General features: G+C 42.9%; 16 protein-coding genes and 1 pseudogene. 13 read left to right on the top strand and 4 right to left on the bottom strand.

The window, feature by feature from the left end:
• The 3 genes and pseudogenes from ABFC84_14680 to ABFC84_14670 all read left to right on the top strand — a co-directional run.
• The coding region (locus tag ABFC84_14680) for a hemagglutinin repeat-containing protein (GenBank protein ID MEN6413985.1) at positions 1-1,525 on the top strand (1,525 nt) is incomplete at its 5' end.
• Positions 1,526-1,539: 14 nt separating this feature from the next.
• Positions 1,540-1,938 carry a hypothetical protein gene (locus ABFC84_14675; protein MEN6413984.1) on the top strand — a complete coding sequence of 133 codons (399 nt, stop codon included), beginning with the start codon at positions 1,540-1,542 and terminating at the stop codon, positions 1,936-1,938.
• A 126-nt stretch (positions 1,939-2,064) separates the two neighbouring features.
• Positions 2,065-2,811 (top strand): annotated as a pseudogene (locus ABFC84_14670) (IS256 family transposase).
• A gap of 341 nt (positions 2,812-3,152) precedes the next feature.
• Here ABFC84_14670 and ABFC84_14665 read toward each other — a convergent pair.
• The 3 genes from ABFC84_14665 to ABFC84_14655 form a co-directional block, all read right to left on the bottom strand.
• Positions 3,153-6,326 carry a multidrug efflux RND transporter permease subunit gene (locus ABFC84_14665; protein MEN6413983.1) on the bottom strand — a complete coding sequence of 1,058 codons (3,174 nt, stop codon included), beginning with the start codon at positions 6,324-6,326 and terminating at the stop codon, positions 3,153-3,155.
• Positions 6,327-6,337: 11 nt separating this feature from the next.
• A complete protein-coding gene (locus tag ABFC84_14660; GenBank protein ID MEN6413982.1) occupies positions 6,338-7,498 on the bottom strand; it encodes an efflux RND transporter periplasmic adaptor subunit in 1,161 nt (386 codons plus the stop codon).
• Positions 7,499-7,693: 195 nt separating this feature from the next.
• Entirely contained in the window at positions 7,694-8,584 is an 891-nt protein-coding gene (locus tag ABFC84_14655; GenBank protein MEN6413981.1) for a LysR family transcriptional regulator, read from the bottom strand.
• A 248-nt stretch (positions 8,585-8,832) separates the two neighbouring features.
• Here ABFC84_14655 and ABFC84_14650 point away from each other — a divergent pair, with 248 nt between their 5' ends.
• From ABFC84_14650 to ABFC84_14605, 10 genes are all read left to right on the top strand, one after another.
• Entirely contained in the window at positions 8,833-10,059 is a 1,227-nt protein-coding gene (locus ABFC84_14650; protein ID MEN6413980.1) for an MFS transporter, read from the top strand.
• A 177-nt stretch (positions 10,060-10,236) separates the two neighbouring features.
• Complete coding sequence (locus tag ABFC84_14645; protein ID MEN6413979.1) at positions 10,237-10,815, top strand: flavodoxin family protein; 579 nt, start codon at positions 10,237-10,239, stop codon at positions 10,813-10,815.
• 85 nt (positions 10,816-10,900) lie between these two features.
• Positions 10,901-11,638 carry a class I SAM-dependent methyltransferase gene (locus ABFC84_14640; protein ID MEN6413978.1) on the top strand — a complete coding sequence of 246 codons (738 nt, stop codon included), beginning with the start codon at positions 10,901-10,903 and terminating at the stop codon, positions 11,636-11,638.
• Positions 11,639-12,318: 680 nt separating this feature from the next.
• Positions 12,319-12,933, top strand: coding sequence for an HXXEE domain-containing protein (locus ABFC84_14635; protein MEN6413977.1), 615 nt, complete (start codon positions 12,319-12,321; stop codon positions 12,931-12,933).
• A gap of 245 nt (positions 12,934-13,178) precedes the next feature.
• Entirely contained in the window at positions 13,179-13,433 is a 255-nt protein-coding gene (locus ABFC84_14630) for a TfoX/Sxy family protein (protein ID MEN6413976.1), read from the top strand.
• Positions 13,434-13,506: 73 nt separating this feature from the next.
• A complete protein-coding gene (locus tag ABFC84_14625) occupies positions 13,507-13,938 on the top strand; it encodes a VOC family protein (protein ID MEN6413975.1) in 432 nt (143 codons plus the stop codon).
• A 29-nt stretch (positions 13,939-13,967) separates the two neighbouring features.
• Entirely contained in the window at positions 13,968-14,291 is a 324-nt protein-coding gene (locus tag ABFC84_14620) for a TfoX/Sxy family protein (GenBank protein MEN6413974.1), read from the top strand.
• A gap of 66 nt (positions 14,292-14,357) precedes the next feature.
• The gene (locus ABFC84_14615) at positions 14,358-15,002 is read left to right on the top strand and encodes a plasmid pRiA4b ORF-3 family protein (GenBank protein ID MEN6413973.1); all 645 of its coding nucleotides are present in this window, start codon (positions 14,358-14,360) and stop codon (positions 15,000-15,002) included.
• A gap of 162 nt (positions 15,003-15,164) precedes the next feature.
• A complete protein-coding gene (locus tag ABFC84_14610) occupies positions 15,165-15,434 on the top strand; it encodes a CD3324 family protein (GenBank protein ID MEN6413972.1) in 270 nt (89 codons plus the stop codon).
• A gap of 131 nt (positions 15,435-15,565) precedes the next feature.
• Positions 15,566-16,282, top strand: coding sequence for a methyltransferase domain-containing protein (locus ABFC84_14605; GenBank protein MEN6413971.1), 717 nt, complete (start codon positions 15,566-15,568; stop codon positions 16,280-16,282).
• Between the two features lie 126 nt (positions 16,283-16,408).
• On the opposite strand, the gene ABFC84_14600 is transcribed toward ABFC84_14605, so the two are convergent.
• Positions 16,409-16,659: hypothetical protein (locus tag ABFC84_14600; GenBank protein ID MEN6413970.1), on the bottom strand; the 251-nt coding region annotated here is incomplete at its 5' end.

The following is a 16,659-nucleotide window of genomic DNA, read 5'->3' as shown; positions in this document are numbered from 1 at the left end:
AATAGAATCAGGAAAAGATACGGATATCCTGGGATCAAAGGCCAATGGCGAGCGGGTGGAAATAAGAACCGGAAATGACTTGAATATAGCGAGCCAGCAGGATATAGACAACTATAACTCGAAAAACAGCAGCAGCGGAGGAAAAATTGGCACCGGAGGAATTGGCGCTCAAGCTAACGTAAGCAAGGGCCGGATCGACTCGAAGTATGCTTCGGTAACCGATCAGGCCGGTATATATGCCGGCCAGGGCGGCTTTAACATCACCGTCGGCCAAAATACCGATCTGAAGGGTGCGGTCATCGCGAGTGAGGCTACGCCGGATAAGAACCTTCTTTCTACAGGTACGCTGACGTACTCGGATATACAGAATAAGGCGGATTATAGCGCAAGCAGCGTCGGGGTTAACTACGACAGCAAAAAATACAGTCCTACTGATAAAGAAAATTATAAAAATCAAGGACTTACGCCTAACATAGGTGTAACGGCTAATGGCAATGCGGATAGTACTACAAAACCAGCGATTGCTAATGGAACTATTGATATTCGAAGCAATCCTAATCAAGATATTAGTGGATTAAGTCGTGAAACAACAAATACATTGAACGCTTTAGGAAAGATATTCGATAAGAAAACAGTTCAGGAACAACAGGAATTAGCTCAGGTATTTGGAGAAGAAGCGTTTAAGGCAATTGGTGATCTTGGATTAAAAGAGGGAAGTCCTGAAAAAACAGCTCTTGATGCCTTCACTGGCGGTCTAATGGCTAAATTGGGCGGAGGAAACTTTGCCTCTGGTGCAGCAGGTGCAGGATTTAATCAGCTTATTCAAAATGAGTTAGGTAAGATTAAGGACCCAGCTATTCATCAATGGGCTAGTGCGATTGTAGGTGCAGCAGCTGCAAAAGTAGTTGGCGGCAATGCGCAGACTGGGGCAAGTACGGCAGCTAGTGAGACGAAGAATAATTACTTGACTCATTGGCAAGAACAACAAAGAGATGAAGCGGTAGCTAATGGAGACGAGGATAATGTAGCTTATTGGAACCGGGTAGATGAAACACAAGAAACGATATTAAATCAATTTGGGATATCAGCCGACTTTATTGAAGAATATCCAAGTGCGCAAAATATTTTGTCAACCATCACCACTACCGTCATGAGTCTTCAGGATGAGGGTCTTGATCCTATCGCAGTTCTTTCGAATTTAAGTGAAGCTGGACAGATGTTTGATAATGCCAAATATGGTGCGTTAATTGCTGCTGGAATTGAGTTCGGTAATTTTTCCTATGCAAATAAACTTAATCATATTTTTGGGAAAACAGAGCACAACCTTGGAAATTTTTTATCAAGATACGGTGGTAATCAGGCTGAAGCCTTTAATGTTCTCCAAAATGCAGCACAAGACCAGATTATTTCTAAAGGTATAACAGGTGTTTTTGAGGAACCAATAGTTGTAGGAGAAGATATAATAACTGTTAGGGGTAATGTAGTTGATGGGGTAGTTAAAATTGGTACTGCTTTTATTCCATAAAGGAGGATATAATATTGGGCGGAAAAGTATTTGGTAAAATAGAGAAAGAAGTTATGCTTAAGCTTTTGGATGGTCAAGATGATAATTTAGCAGTTCTTCGAGATCAGTATGCTCAATCTGCAGTAAAAAAACGGGAGTATTCCGGCACAGGTTTTTTTACGTCATTTGAAATACCTGATGATATTTCCAAATTAAAAACTTCTAAGTCAATTCAATTAGGAGATGTTGTAGCAGAGATAAAAGGGGTGAAAGATGGTGTCGGATTTGTACTTTTCATTAAAAATGGAGTTATTGATTTTTTAGAAGGCTATACTTATGGAGAAGAAAAATGGCCAAAGGAAATTAGTGAGTATAAGCTTTCATATTTTTCAGGTCTAAAACGAGATATGAAAAAGTTACAAGAAAAATGGTGAGGGCAGTGAACGAGGTTAGCGGACAATTAGAGGGCGCAGAAAATTTTGTGTAAATAGGTTTGAAACATCTTCCTCACTGGCAAGAATAGGAATAAAACTATTTGAGCCGGAAAGGAAGATGTTTTTATGAAAACAATACCTAAGGAAGTCATTAAAGAGCTGATCAAAGGCGAAAAGTTCAGCAATACCACAGAAGTGATGAATGCAATCAAAGACATGTTTCGAGATGTACTCCAGGAAATCATGGAGGCAGAATTAGAAACGGAGCTAGGGTACGAAAAACAGGAGCGCCGGTCGGAAGATGTCAAATCATCCGTGTCGAAAAATTATCGAAATGGCTACTCGAAAAAGACAGTTAAAACACAGTTGGGTGAAGTTGAAATAGCTGTTCCTCGTGATCGGCAAGGCGAATATGAACCAAAAATCATCGGCAAATACAGCCGAAATGCCGATGGTATGGAGGAAAAAATACTATCTTTGTATGCCGCAGGACTTAGTATTCGGGATATATCGGAACAAATCAAGAACCTGTATGACGTAGAAATCTCACCGGAACTAGTCAGTAAAATTAGTGAAAAAATTATGCCACAACTTAATGAATGGCAAAATCGACCGTTAGAAGCAGTGTACCCTTTTATCTTTTTGGATGCCATACACTATAAAATTCGTGAAAATCACCAGATTATTACGAAAGCGGCGTATGTGGTATTGGGGATAAATCTAGATGGTTATAAAGAAATACTGGGTATATGGATTGGCGAGAATGAAAGCAGCAAATTCTGGCTCAGTGTCCTAAATGAGCTGAAAAGCCGCGGAGTACAGGATGTTTACCTATTCTGCGTGGATGGACTGAATGGGTTTCGGGAAGCCATTGGCGCAGCCTATTTTTATTTTATATTAAACATATACGGCTACGGCCTACAGAAATACCTTTTTCGTTAAGTTCTTCATAGACCTTTTACACGCCGGGCTCTGGGGTATTTTTATATTGTTCAATCCATTTATATACGGTATTTTCATGTAAAACTAACTTTTCTGCCAAGCTTGGGCACGTGTGGGTTCCACTAAGATATAGTTTTACAATATCTTTTTTCAATTTTGCATCAAATCGCTTTCCTTTTATACTGGATACCTCTGGCTTTTATTGTACCAATCCTTTTGGTTGTCTGCAAAAAGCAATACGGTTAATAAGGGGATGTTAATTTTCGGACGGACTACTTAGGCAAGTTTTCGTTTAGATGTGAGGACGGAAGATTTTTTATTCGCTGGCGGGGGGAATTTAATTTGGCTGTTATTTTTTCAATAACAACAAACAGCACTGGAATTAAAAATATTCCTAAACCCGTAGCTATGAGCATGCCGCCGACAACCGTCGTTCCCATGGCTTTTCTTGCGCCAGCACCGGCTCCGGTAGCCATTGCCAGAGGAATGCAGCCGATGATAAACGCCAGCGAGGTCATCAGAATTGGCCGTAACCGAATGGTAGCCGCCTCAATGACCGCCTGCACCGGCTCCATATCTTTATCTACCCTGACTTTGGCAAATTCGACGATTAATATAGCATTTTTGGCCATTAACCCAATCAACATCACCAACCCAATTTGCATGTAAACGTTATTTTCCAAATGCCGCATATACTGGAATAAGAAAGCACCAAAAATACCTGTGGGTATACTGAGAATAACAGCAAATGGAATGCTCCAGCTTTCGTAAAGAGCGGACAAACATAAGAACATAAAGAACAATGCCAGGCAAAATACGATAGGAGCACGGCCACCTGATATTTTTTCTTCGCGGCTTTGATCAGCCCATTCGTAACTAAAGCTATTCGGCAGTGTCTGAGCGGCCACTTCTTCTAAAGCGGTTAATGCCTGCCCCGAACTATAGCCGGGGGCAGGAGTACCGCCGATCTTAATGGCCCGGTAGCCGTTGAACCTTTGAATCAGGGATGCGCCGCTAACAGGTACCGGCTTTACCAGCGTATTCAGCGGCACCATTTTCCCGGCTGTGGTGCGTACAAAGAAGAAGCGACTGGAATCTATATCGCTACGGAACTGGGTTTCAGCCTGGATCACCACTTTATAGGTTCGGTCAAAAATATTAAAATCGTTGACTTCCATGCCGCCTAAGAAAGCTTGCAAGGCATTAAACACATCGTCTACCGGAATACCCAGCGCTTTCACTTTTTCCCGGTCAACTTCAAAACGATAGCCGGGAGTATCGACTCGGAAATTGGAAAAGACCGTTCCAATTTCCGGGCGCTTACGGGCCGCGGCAAGAAATTCTTTAGAAATGCGGTCCATTTCTTCGTCGGAATTGCTGCCACGGCTTTCCAACATCAAAGTAAAACCGCCCATCGCACCTACGCCATGTAAGGACGGAGCATTAAAGGAGAGCACTGTCGCTTCCGGTAATGAACGAGTAAGCGCCAGCGTCTGACGAATTTCCTGGTCAACCTGTAGTTCGGGAGTGGTTCTTTCATCCCAATGGGTAAGTCCAACAAACATATTGGCGGTGTTCGGTTTGTTCGCTCTAGTTAACAGATCGAGGCCGGAAACGATAGCAATATCCTGTACGCCGGGCTGCGAACTGACCAGTTCTTGAATTTTTTTACATATTTCCTGCGTACGATCCAGACTAGCCGCTTCCGGCAAATTCACGGAGGTAAGATAATAGCCTTGATCTTCGGGGGGAACAAAAGAAGTCGGCACGGCCCGAAATAATCCGCCACTCGCAATCAGCAAGACCACGAGTAGTGTGATACATAGAGTCGAGCGCTGAATTACTCTGACCAACCCCTTGCCGTATTTATTAACCATATTTTCAAACAAGTCGTTAAATTTGACGAAGAATTTGGTGATCAATCCCGTATCCGTATGGGTTTTTGAATGATAGGGCTTAAGCAATAATGTGCAAAGCGCTGGTGTCAGCGATAAGGCCACTATGGCTGATAGCCCCATGGAAACAGCGATCGTTAAGGCAAATTGCTTGTATAATACGCCCACTATCCCGCCCAAAAAGGCCACCGGAATAAAGATCGACGCCAGTACAAAAGCAATAGCTACAATCGGACTCGAAACTTCACTCATTGCCCGAAGGGTAGCATCCCGTGGGCTGAGGCTGTTATAGCGCAGATGATGTTCCACAGCTTCAATGACGACGATGGCGTCATCTACCACCAGGCCGATGGTCAACACCATAGCAAACATGGTTAAGGTGTTGATAGAAAAACCCAGTGCCAAAAATGCGCCGAAGGTTCCGATCAGTGATACCGGAATGGCCAGCATGGGAATTAAAGTGGCGCGTGCGCTTTGCAAGAACACGAATACTACCAGTAAGACCAGCAATAAAGCCAGGACAAAAGTTTTTGCCACTTCTTTCAACGATTCTCGTACAAATTTAGCTGTATCGATTACCACTCTGTAATCCATATCGGGGGGGAACCGTTTGGCGGCATTCTCAATGACTTTTTGACAATTGCTGACTGTGTCCAATAGATTGGCATCCGTGGTTGGCTGAACCATAAAAAAGATTGCTGGATGATCGTTAACATCACAGGCAAAGCCATAGTTTCTGCCACCAATTTCGACCTTGGCTACATCGCCTAGGCGGACAAATGACCCGTCTGGTTTTGAACGGATAATAATTTTGGCGAATTCCGTCGGTTCTGTTAACCGACCTTGAACGTTGACAGTATATTGAAATTCTTGATTAAGTGATGGACGCTGGCCAATGGTTCCGGCGGGCGCCTGGACGTTTTGTTCATTGATAGCATTGGCAATATCGTTTGTGGTAATGCCCAGCCGGGCCATTTTATCAGGCATTAACCATATCCGCATGCTAAAATCGGCGCCGTACTCGGTGATACTGCCCACGCCCTTGACGCGTTTCATGTCTTCAATGAAATTAATATCACCATAGTTTTTCATAAAGGTACTGTCATAGGTTCCATTAGGCGACCATAACGCAAAGACCATAGCAAAATCCGACGACACCTTCCGGGCGGTGATGCCGGCCTGCAATACGGATTGTGGCAGAGAAGGATTGGCTTGAGCCACCCGGTTTTGCGTTTGTACAACCGCTAAATCCGCGTCTTTTCCTAATTCAAACTGGATATCCAGTTGATAAGAACCGGAATCAGCGCTGGTCGATAACATCGATGACATATTTTCGATACCATTAATCTGCTGTTCGAGTACCTGAGCAACGGTCTTCTCCAATACCTGGGAATTAGCCCCGCGATAGTTGGTGTCGACGCTGACATGCGGCGGAGTAATCTGGGGATACCGGTCAATTGGCACAGTAAAAGCGGCAATCAAACCGACTAGCGTAATGATTACGGACAGTACTATGGCAAAAATCGGACGTTCAATAAAAAATCTAGCCACAGACCTTCCTCCTAATTCGTAGCTGTATTTTGCAGTTCATTTTGGTCTACCATTTCTATAATTAAGGGGGTTCCGGGCGGGGCTTTGCCAAATCCTTCTACAATAACGCGATCTGCTGTTGTCAAGCCTTCTTCCACCACCCACAGGTCACCAACACGCGGTCCCATTTTTACCGGGCGGGGTTCAGACTTATCGCCTTCTCCGACAATGGTAACAAAGGTCTTGCCCAGCAGTTGCTGAACGGCTCGTTGCGGAATCAACAGAGCTCCCCGGCGCAGTTCACCCTGTGCCACAATCCGGGCGAACATGCCAGGCATAAGCACCCCTTGGGGATTAGCAAAGGCTGCCTTCAGTGTAAGTGTCGCTGTGTCTTGCGCCATCGCGCGATCCACTTGCTCTATATGGCCTGCAAGTGGATACGGTGTTCCATCACTAAGAATCAGTTTCAAATTGTTTCCCCATTCTGCTGGCGAAGTGCCATGCTCAAGTTTGATAAAGCGCAGATACTCATTTTCGCTCATGCTAAATTGGATGAAAATCGGATTAACTGAGGATAGGGTGGCGATTACCGTCTGACCGGCCTGAACAAAACCACCGATGCTTAGGTCGTTTACATCAATACGGCCGCTAAATGGGGCTGTAATTAGCGTATCTTGTAAATCTGCTTCCGCCCTCTGTGTACGTGCCCGGTTCGTATTTACTAGCGCAGCATTTTGTCGTTCTGATGATAGTGCAGTATCAAGTACTTGCTCGGCAATCGCTTGTTGGGCAGCAAGCCTTTGGTACCTTACAGTGTCCAGATGGGAATTGCTCATTACCGCTTCTGCTTGAGCCAATTGCCCCTGCGCTTCAAGCAACGTCGCCTCATATTGACGGCGGTCAATCTGAAATAACGGCTGTCCTTGAGTAACCTTTTCCCCACCGGCTACCATCTTTTCCACAATATTACCAGACACTTTTGCGCGAATTTGCACTTCGTTTTTCGCTATCACCTGGCCGACAAACTCGTATGCAATCGGGGTGTCCTGCTGGACTACCTGCATGGCCTTAATTTTGATAGGTGGAGGAGGATCAGCCACCTGCCGGCTGCTGCAGCCGGCTATCGCTATCGCTACAACTATGGCACTTAAACTAATATAAAAAAATTTTCCACTTTGATGTGTGAAAATCAATGGATATCTCCCTCCTTGTATGATTGCATGTGATCTTTTTTTGGCTATCTCCCCGATTTGTTTCTAATTATATCAATCTAATTTTTATATGTATAATACAAAAATAGTCTTTATTTTATATGAAAAAAATATAATGGCTAATAAGCATGAACCCCCTGCACCAATGCGGTACAGGGGGTTCATGCTTAACAATCGTTATTTTTCTTTAGTAAACATATCGATAAAATGCCGGGCGGCAGCAGATAGATAACGGTTTTTTAGCCAGATGACCGAAATCGTTCTTGTTATTAAAGCCGGTTCGATAATCTCCTTAAATATTAGCTTGCTGCCCGGTATCAAGCCTGCCGCAGATTTTTGTACAATGGCCACACCAAGCCCCGACTCCGCCCATAATAACATCGACCGAATATCATCCTGCGTACACAATATCCTTGGTTTCAGGCCAAGTTTCTGATAATATCCCAAAAATCGTTCCTCATATGAACGATATATGATAAGCGGTTTATCCGCGAGAGCGGCTAATGATATGGAATCTGTTGACTGACCATCATTCCATTTAGGTGCAAATGCGGCGGTCACAGGTTCGGTGGGCAAAGCAATCGCCTCATAAGTCTCCGAATCAGTCGGAAGCTTAGTAATGCCGATTTCTACTACCCGGCTGGATAATAAATCCTCTATCCGATATATATCGCCTTCCCATAATTGAAAGTTTATTGCCGGATAACATGCATGAAAACGGCAAATTTGTCTCAACAAAAAAGAAGCACCTAAAGTAATACCCCAGGGTACCGCAAGCCCCACCGATAGTGTTCCCCGCAAACCTTCACCCACATCTTTTACTTCTTTTTCCGTTTTGTCGATTAATTCCAGTATTTGCTCAGCGCGGCGACGCAACGCCTGCCCTGCATCGGTTAGCCTGATTTTACGGCTGCCGCCTCTTTCGATTAACTGAACTCCCAGTTCGGTTTCAAACAGTTTAAGCTGCTGGCTAAGCGGTGGTTGAGCCATGTGTAAGTTTTTGGCGGCTCGGGTGATTTGTCCTTCTTCTGCGACTGCAAGGAAATATTGAAGTTTCCTGATATCCATTGAACAAGCACTCCTCACGTTGAATTTCATACTTGATTTTATATGAAATTAAGATGATTTTCGTATTATACATATGAAGATTATCTTGGTATATTATATATAAACTTCATGGCATAGTCAAAAGAGCAATAATAGTGGATGAAATTTGTGTGAGCCGTAATTTTTTCGTGAATTACTTTCAAGTACGCTCTGTGGTCGTGGCAACTGGTGTGGAATTGAAACTGTTCCTAAAGGGGGGAGGATTGTATATGGAAGAGAATATAGTAACAAATCAGGAGAAATTATGGACAGTCTCTTTTTCTTGTATCGTTCTGGTAAATTTACTTACCTATCTTGGGAATTTTGTGCTAATGTCGACTTTACCATTATATGTCTTGAATATAGGCGGGAACAAAATAATGGCAGGACTTATAACCGGTATTTATAGCTTGACCGGCTTGCTATCCCGTCTGCAGATTGGGAGCCTGCTGGATCGAAAAGATCGAAAAATAATTATGCTTGCCGGGCTTGTTGTGTTACTGCTGGTAATCCTTTCATACAATGCGGCAGCATATTCAATAATTATGTTATTCGCATTGCGAGCAGTACATGGAATGGGATGGAGCACCATAACCACTTCGACCAGCACGATAGCTTCTGATCTTATTCCGGCTGGCCGCAGAAATGAGGGCATGGGCTTTTTCGGAATTTCAATTTCGGTGGCGATGGTTATCGGTCCTGGATTGGGGTTATACGTGATGGAGCATTATGACCATACATCGCTTTTTCTTCTTTCCGCTTGCTTTATTCTACTAGCATTGCTCGCCGGCTTTTCGAGAAACTATCATATCCCAGGTCAACCCGTCAAATCTCCGAATATTGCAGAAATTAGAGGGAATTCGAAAAATATAAGAACGGTAGCTATCGAGAAAACTGCATTATGGCCATCGTTTATATTCTTTATCATCGTTATGACCTATTCCACCATAATGATCTTTTTGCCTCCGTATGTGCGTGAGAAGGGTCTAGCAGATATCGGGTCGTTTTATACCATGATGGCTTTGGCTATGATTCTCACAAGATTTACGACAGGGCGAATTGCCGACCGGTATGGTACTACTAAAGTAGTTGTTCCCGGCATGCTTTTGTTAGCCATTGCGTTACAATTATTATTTATGGCGACATCGCTACCTATGTTTCTTACTGCCGCCATAATTTACGGCCTGGGTTTCGGCGCCGTTCAGCCCGCCCTTAATGCACTAGTCATTTCGCTTGCGCCTGCTGAACGACGAGGAGCAGCGAACGCTACGTTTTTAGGAGCAATGGATATTGGCGGTATAATTGGCGCGGTAGTTTGGGGAGTTGTGGCCCAGGCGTTCGGGTTTAGTTATATATACAGTGCTTCGGCGATATTAATTGTCTTATCTGGAGCCATGTATGTAGTAGCAGCTTTCAAAGGTAAGCTAAATAAAACCATTAACAATAATCCGATATAAATAAATCAAGAAGGGGCTGAGTTATGTGCGTAAGTATACTGAAAATATCGATAGGCAAATTGACAAAGAACGCCAGTGCCGTTAGGCTGTCATCGCCCTGACTGTCCGATAAAAATGTAACAACTTGACTACGCATAACTGTTTGCGTGGAATTTCAGTTAAGACAAGGAGGTTATTATGAAATTTCTATCATTCTTAGGAAGCCCTAACCGGAATGGGAATACGGCAGAGATCTTAGATCGAATGGAAAAACGGCTATCAGAGCATGGGCATGAGGCCGAACGGGTTTATCTTAAAGACTTTACTATTCATGGGTGCCAGGGCTGTCTCGCTTGCCAACAAGCTTCCGACGAACCAGTTTGTGTTCAGAAGGATGATGTACAGGATCTGCTTAGGCGAGTCGGCGCCGCAGACGCCGTTATTTATGCCTCTCCGTTGTATGGGTGGAATTTTACCGCTCAATTAAAGCAGTATCTTGACAGGCATTTCTGCCTGGCAAAAGGATTTGCTACTCCTGAGCATACATCCTTTATCCAAGGGAAAAAAGTCGCGATGCTGGTCACCTGCGGGGGACCGATTGAAAATAACGCTGATTTAGTATTGCCTCTTTTTGAACGGATGTTTGCCGGGTATTTAAAGTGTACTGTGCTCGGGGAAATTGTAGTTCCTTTCTGCGGCATCACAGGTATGCTTGATAAGAAAAAGGCAGATAAGGCCGCGGAAGAGTTGTTTCAATGTTTGATATCGACAACCTAGCTACACATATTCTAAATACTATAAACAACTCATGGGAACCGCGGTCAAAAGGGAAGTAGGCGGGATGCGGTATTAGGAGGATGGCGTGAAGCAGAATATTTACGATAATGAACTTTTTTATAACGCATATGACAACCTACGGGCAAACTCGGCGGGACTAAACGATGTCCTGGAAATTCCGGCATTTAGAACGCTGCTGCCTGACTTAAAGGATAAAGACATTCTGGATTTGGGATGTGGCTTTGGCGAGTCCTGCAAATGGTATGCTTCGCAAGGAGCAAGAAGAATCGTGGGTGTTGATATTTCGACGAAAATGATTGGCAGAGCCAGGCGTGATTTTAACGATGATAAGATAGAGTATGTCTGCATTCCGATGGAGGAGGCTCATTTTCCAGCAGAAGATTTTGATTTGGTATTAAGCTCGCTAGCTTTTCATTATGTTGCGGACTTCGCCGGTTTGATCAATGAAATCAGCCAATGGCTGAAACCAGGGGGATTCTTGATTTTTTCACAAGAGCATCCAATTGCCACCGCTAAGAAAATACCGGAAGGCTGGAGCAGGAATGATTCTGGCGAAAAACTGCACTGGATTCTCGATAATTATGCCGAAGAAGGCCTAAGAGAGCATAACTGGCTCGTTAACGGGGTTATCAAGTATCATAGAACCCTAGCCCGTATTATTAACAGCTTAGTTGACAACGGCTTGGGTATAGAAAGAATTTTGGAGCCGACAGCAAGTGTTGAAGCTGAGGCCGCTAATAATGATCTATTAAATGAGCGGAGAAGGCCGCCGTTTATTTTGATCAAAGCGCGGAAGAAGTAAACGTACCCCCTTGCTCTAAGGGGGTAGAACTTTTATGCGAATTTCCAATTTCGCAAATCAGTATCACGTTTCTATCAAAACACAGGTTGAGGCTCTAAAAAGATAGAAATGAAATAGCGCAACAGAAAAGGATTTTCGTTAATTTTATAAATTTATTTTATGTTCGCATAGACTTTGGTTTATGCGAATTTCCATTAAAGGGGTCAATTCGGTTAACATGGAGATGGGGAGTTACCGAAAATGTGGAAATCACAACATATAGTATAGGAAGCGTTTTAATTATCTGCATGTTGTATACGGGCTATGCCCAGGGAGATGCAAGTGGAGTGCGTGGCGTTGATAGTCGCGTCCGGTAAATTTTTGGATGCTTACAGGTGAAAGTCCTGTCGGATAAAGGTAGGGAAGTCCCGTAGTCAGCAAACAGGGTATGGAGCAATCTGTGCTCTGAGGTATTGTATGGTTTGGTAACAGTAAATGCTATCCAGATTACGGGATATGCCACACTTTTAAAACATCCCGGTGATAAATCCAACAGCAACATCATTCATCATATAGAAGAAAAACTTCCACAACAATTTGCATGGTATGCGGACACCCCCATTATCAGGCAAGGGATTCATAGTTGATTTTTTAGAGGGTACTGCCATACCGATTAGTCATGAAATGTAATAAAAATAAAATTGAAAGCAAACAAAACTCCTGCTAAAATCAATATTGACAGGAGTTTGTTTTTTCAGGGGAATAAAGTTGATAATAGTATATACAAAATTGCAAGATTTTTTTGCATAGTTGAAGGATGTAGCTTGGGAAAGGTGGTTCTTGTGGAGATATTTTTTTTATTGTCGTTTACTTTGCATAATATAGAAGAAGGCATTTGGCTTCCAAAATGGTCTAAAAATGCAGGAAAATATCATGTGCAAGTATCCAGTAGAGAATTTCATTTTGCATTAATAATTGTAACAACATTCGGTTATATAGTAACGTTTTTATCGATGACATTAGGGCAATTTCAAGAGATTGTTAAATATGTTTATTTGGGTTTTATCTTTATGGTGTGTCTCAATTCTTTTTTTCCGCATCTAATTGCTACTATCGCCCTCCGAAGATATGCGCCGGGGACATTAACAGGAGTGTTGCTAAACTTACCAATTGGGACAACGATTATTCTTAAAAGCCTAGAAACTGGAGTAGAATTAAGATTTATTATAATGTCAGGTGCACTTATAACTTTTTTAACGCTTGTTAGTTTACGGTATTTCTTTAAGATTGGAAAGGGTTCAATTCATGAATATTAAAAATAAGAAGCAATTAGACTAAATGTTTTCTTGGCATTTAAGAAAGGAGGACTGTGATTTTATGACAAAAGTAGCAGTTATACTTGAAGGGGTGGACAAAGGTAAACATGTAACTACCCATCCAGTAATACTAACGCGGCTGCAATAAATTAATCCCAGTAACCTGACGGTCGTTAATAGTACCATATAATTCGTTTTGACCCAGAATACTTGAAAACTTGAGTGCCCGAAATGGAGGATGCGTTATGAGCGAACTATCAAAACTGCCAAACGTGGGCAAAGTGCTGGAAGAAAATCTGCTGGCTGTCGGTATTGAGACACCGGAGCAGCTTAGAGAAATTGGCGTGGAGGAAGCGTTTCGGCGCATCCGTAATGAGCGCGATTCCGGTGCCTGCTTGCACATGCTGTACGGGATACAGGGTGCGATTCTAGGCATTCCGGATAAACAGCTGTCTGTTGATACCAAGCAGAAATTAAAAGCATTTTTCTGCAGTTTATAATGGACTGACGAAAAAGGGCGGCAGTATTTACTACTGCTAGCATTGCCAAAAAAGGTAAAAGGAGGAAGCTGCCATGAACAGAATCAGCATGATTTGCCTTGGCGTAAAGGATATGGCACAGTCCATACGTTTTTACCGCGACGGGCTGGGCTTTGCCACCGATGAAAAAGCAGATAACCCGAAAGTGGTTTTCTTTAACACTACCGGCACAAAATTTGAACTGTATCCGCTTAAGCTACTGGCAGAGGATATTAACGAGAAAAACCCGCCACAGATTGACGCAGGGTTCGCCGGAATTACGTTGGCCTACAACGTGAAAAGCGAGGCTGAGGTGCATGAAGTTATGGAGCTTGCGAAAAAAGCGGGCGCAGTTATAGCCAAAGAGCCGCAGAAAGTCTTCTGGGGCGGGTACAGCGGCTATTTCACCGATCCCAACGGCTATTACTGGGAGGTCGCATATAACCCTAACTGGTTGTTTGACGAGAACGATATGCTGGTGTTGTAGAAATACCGGAAAGGGTCGATGAGGTAAAGATGAGCACTGCTATAGATTTTATTGAATATGTCTGCGACCAGATCGCGGGTGTAGGCAAAATTCGTTACAAGAAAATGTTTGGGGAGTATATGGTCTATGTGAACGACAAACCAATATTACTTATTTGCGATAATACCGTGTTTGTGAAAATTCTGCCGTGTTTGGACGAACTGATGCGGGAAGCCGATAAAGATTTTCCTTATGACGGGGCCAAGGAACACTATGTCCTGGATATCGACAATGCAGAATTCAACAAGAAAGTGATTGCGATTCTGGAACCGGTTACGCCGATACCAAAGCCGAAAAAAAAGAAAGGCAAGTGAAGGCTACAGAGGTGTTACTTAGATGCACCCAATTTCTCTCAAAAGTGTGCTATGAGGTGGATATTGATGAAAGCATATCAGATAAAGATAGAATTGGTTGATTCGAAGCCTCTTATTTGGCGCCGGGTCATTATTCCGGCAGATGTCACCTTTAAGCGGCTGCATGACACGATCCAGTTTGCTATGGATTGGTGGGACAGCCATTTATATGAGTTCGAATTTCCGCAGGAAAAGCTTCGTGTCACAAATGATGAAGAAGCCTATGAAGAGTTTAAGTTCTATCAAGAAAAATATAAGGGAAAAGCACTGACCAAGCGCAATGATCCGCACGGGTTTATTGCCCGGACATTGGAGACAGCTATAAGGCAGCCGCAGACCCTTAAAATTGATCGATATCTTGAGGAATATAAAACACTGACTTATGTTTATGATTTCGGCGATGATTGGCGGCACAAAATAGAGCTTGAGAAAATCATTGCTGATTATCAATTTGGCTATCCGACAATTCTGGAGGGTGAGGGCGCTTGTCCACCTGAGGACGTAGGCGGGATTCCTGGGTATGAGGAGTTTCTTTGTGTCTGGAACGATCCTAAGCATCCCGAGCATGAAGAAATGCGCCAATGGGGAGAAAGCCAACATTACCGGGATTTTGATATTGCTTTTAGAAACAACTTGCTTAAGACTTGCTTGAAGATTAAAAAGGTGAAATGAAACAGGCATTATTGAAAAAATAACAGATAAAAAGGAAGGAGCATGTCTTATTACTAAACGTTTACCGGAGTCGGAATTGTGCATAGCAGGGGCTATCGCATAATTCCAATATGAAGATAGTCCTTGCGGAATCCTATTCTTTTCGATTATAGGAGGCGCACGATGGACTATATCAATGCAAATTGTGTATTGCCGGACGATTTAATCGTGGCAATACAACAACATATTGACGGCCAGTATCTATATATTCCCCGTAAAGCAGAGAGCAAAAAAAAGTGGGGCGAGCTTACAAATAACAAGCATTTCCTGAATGAGCGAAACACGGCTATTTTTGAGGAATATCAAGCTGGTGTATCTGTTCAGGAATTGGCAAGTAAATATTATTTGTCATCAAAGTCTGTATATAAGATATTAGCTGTAAAAAAATCTTGAAAAGGCGACTTGACATAATAGATGTGTCCTGTCGTCTTTTTGTTTCTGTATCGTTTAGTAGGGAGCTTTTATAAAATGAGCGGAGTATAATTTAGCTACAAGATTAATTAGAGAGATAAGGAGCGATCATAATGGAATATGTAAAAAGCCAAAAGTACAATACTCCTGAGTTGCTGGCAAAAATCATGGGGCCTAACCCATTCAAATTACAAGAGGAAATGCTGAGGAATCATAAAATACCTGCTGGAAGCCTTGTCTGCGATCTCGGAAGCGGGCAAGGGCTTACAAGCGTTATGCTTGTAAAAGATTATGGCTTTACTGTTTATGCCGCGGATTTATGGAGTGACCCGCAAGAGAACCGCAAATTTTTTGATGGAATGGGTCTTACTCATAAACAGATAATACCCGTTAAGGTTGACGCTACAGCCTTGCCATTTGAGAAAGATTTTTTCGATGCAATAATCAGCACAGATTCCTATAATTTTTGGGGTCGTGACCCGGAATATTTAGACGCGAAACTGTTGCCCTATGTCAAGAGCGGAGGATATATTTACGCCTGTGTACCCGGTATGAAAAAAGATTGCCATGATAACCTGCCGAAAGAATTGCTTCTCTCGTGGACGCCGGAGCAGCTTATCTATCTGCGAGATACTGCTTATTGGACAGAAATCGTAAATAGCAGCCGGAATGCCGAAGTTATTTCCGTGTACGAGATGGAAAGCAACGAGGAAGTTTGGGCGGATTGGCTTATGCAGGAAAATGAGATCGCGGTTAATGACCGCAAAACATGGAGCGCAGGCGGTGGAAAATATTTGAACTTTATTGCCTTCGTTTTGCAAAAAAAATAGATGAAAAAGGAATGAAAGGAACCTAGCAAATAGGTTCTAATCTAAAAATCCGCTAAACAACGAAAATAAAAAAACCGCCGCAACGGTTTTTTTATTTTCTGCTTGCGCGGCGGGTATTTTTCATATTTACCTCCGTACTGGTCTGATATACTTAAAAAACCGTTCTGGATTATGATAAAGGTAAATTATTCTGCCGGGGGAAGTATCAAAGCAGTAACCAGTGCCTGCAGAATCAAAAGTTGCCATTGCTTTTTCAATCTTTTCCTCTACACTACGATTTTCCTGCTCATAATCGAATGGCCCGTGTTCAAAAACAATATACTCCGCTTCGGGAACATCAATCATAAGCATTTGTGGTGGTACTTCGCCTTCATAAT

Source organism: Veillonellales bacterium, from assembly GCA_039680175.1.
Classification (GTDB): Bacteria; Bacillota; Negativicutes; order JAAYSF01; family JAAYSF01; genus JBDKTO01.
This window is presented reverse-complemented; position numbering and strand designations above follow the sequence as displayed.

What these genes read in the sequence shown, in the direction of transcription:
- ABFC84_14655 (MEN6413981.1), bottom strand. Translation starts at nt 8,584, where the DNA reads ATGGATATCAGGAAACTTCAATATTTCCTTGCAGTCGCAGAAGAAGGA.
- ABFC84_14610 (MEN6413972.1), top strand. Translation starts at nt 15,165, where the DNA reads ATGGACTATATCAATGCAAATTGTGTATTGCCGGACGATTTAATCGTG.
- ABFC84_14620 (MEN6413974.1), top strand. Translation starts at nt 13,968, where the DNA reads ATGAGCACTGCTATAGATTTTATTGAATATGTCTGCGACCAGATCGCG.
- ABFC84_14625 (MEN6413975.1), top strand. Translation starts at nt 13,507, where the DNA reads ATGAACAGAATCAGCATGATTTGCCTTGGCGTAAAGGATATGGCACAG.
- ABFC84_14605 (MEN6413971.1), top strand. Translation starts at nt 15,566, where the DNA reads ATGGAATATGTAAAAAGCCAAAAGTACAATACTCCTGAGTTGCTGGCA.
- ABFC84_14645 (MEN6413979.1), top strand. Translation starts at nt 10,237, where the DNA reads ATGAAATTTCTATCATTCTTAGGAAGCCCTAACCGGAATGGGAATACG.
- ABFC84_14615 (MEN6413973.1), top strand. Translation starts at nt 14,358, where the DNA reads ATGAAAGCATATCAGATAAAGATAGAATTGGTTGATTCGAAGCCTCTT.
- ABFC84_14650 (MEN6413980.1), top strand. Translation starts at nt 8,833, where the DNA reads ATGGAAGAGAATATAGTAACAAATCAGGAGAAATTATGGACAGTCTCT.
- ABFC84_14630 (MEN6413976.1), top strand. Translation starts at nt 13,179, where the DNA reads ATGAGCGAACTATCAAAACTGCCAAACGTGGGCAAAGTGCTGGAAGAA.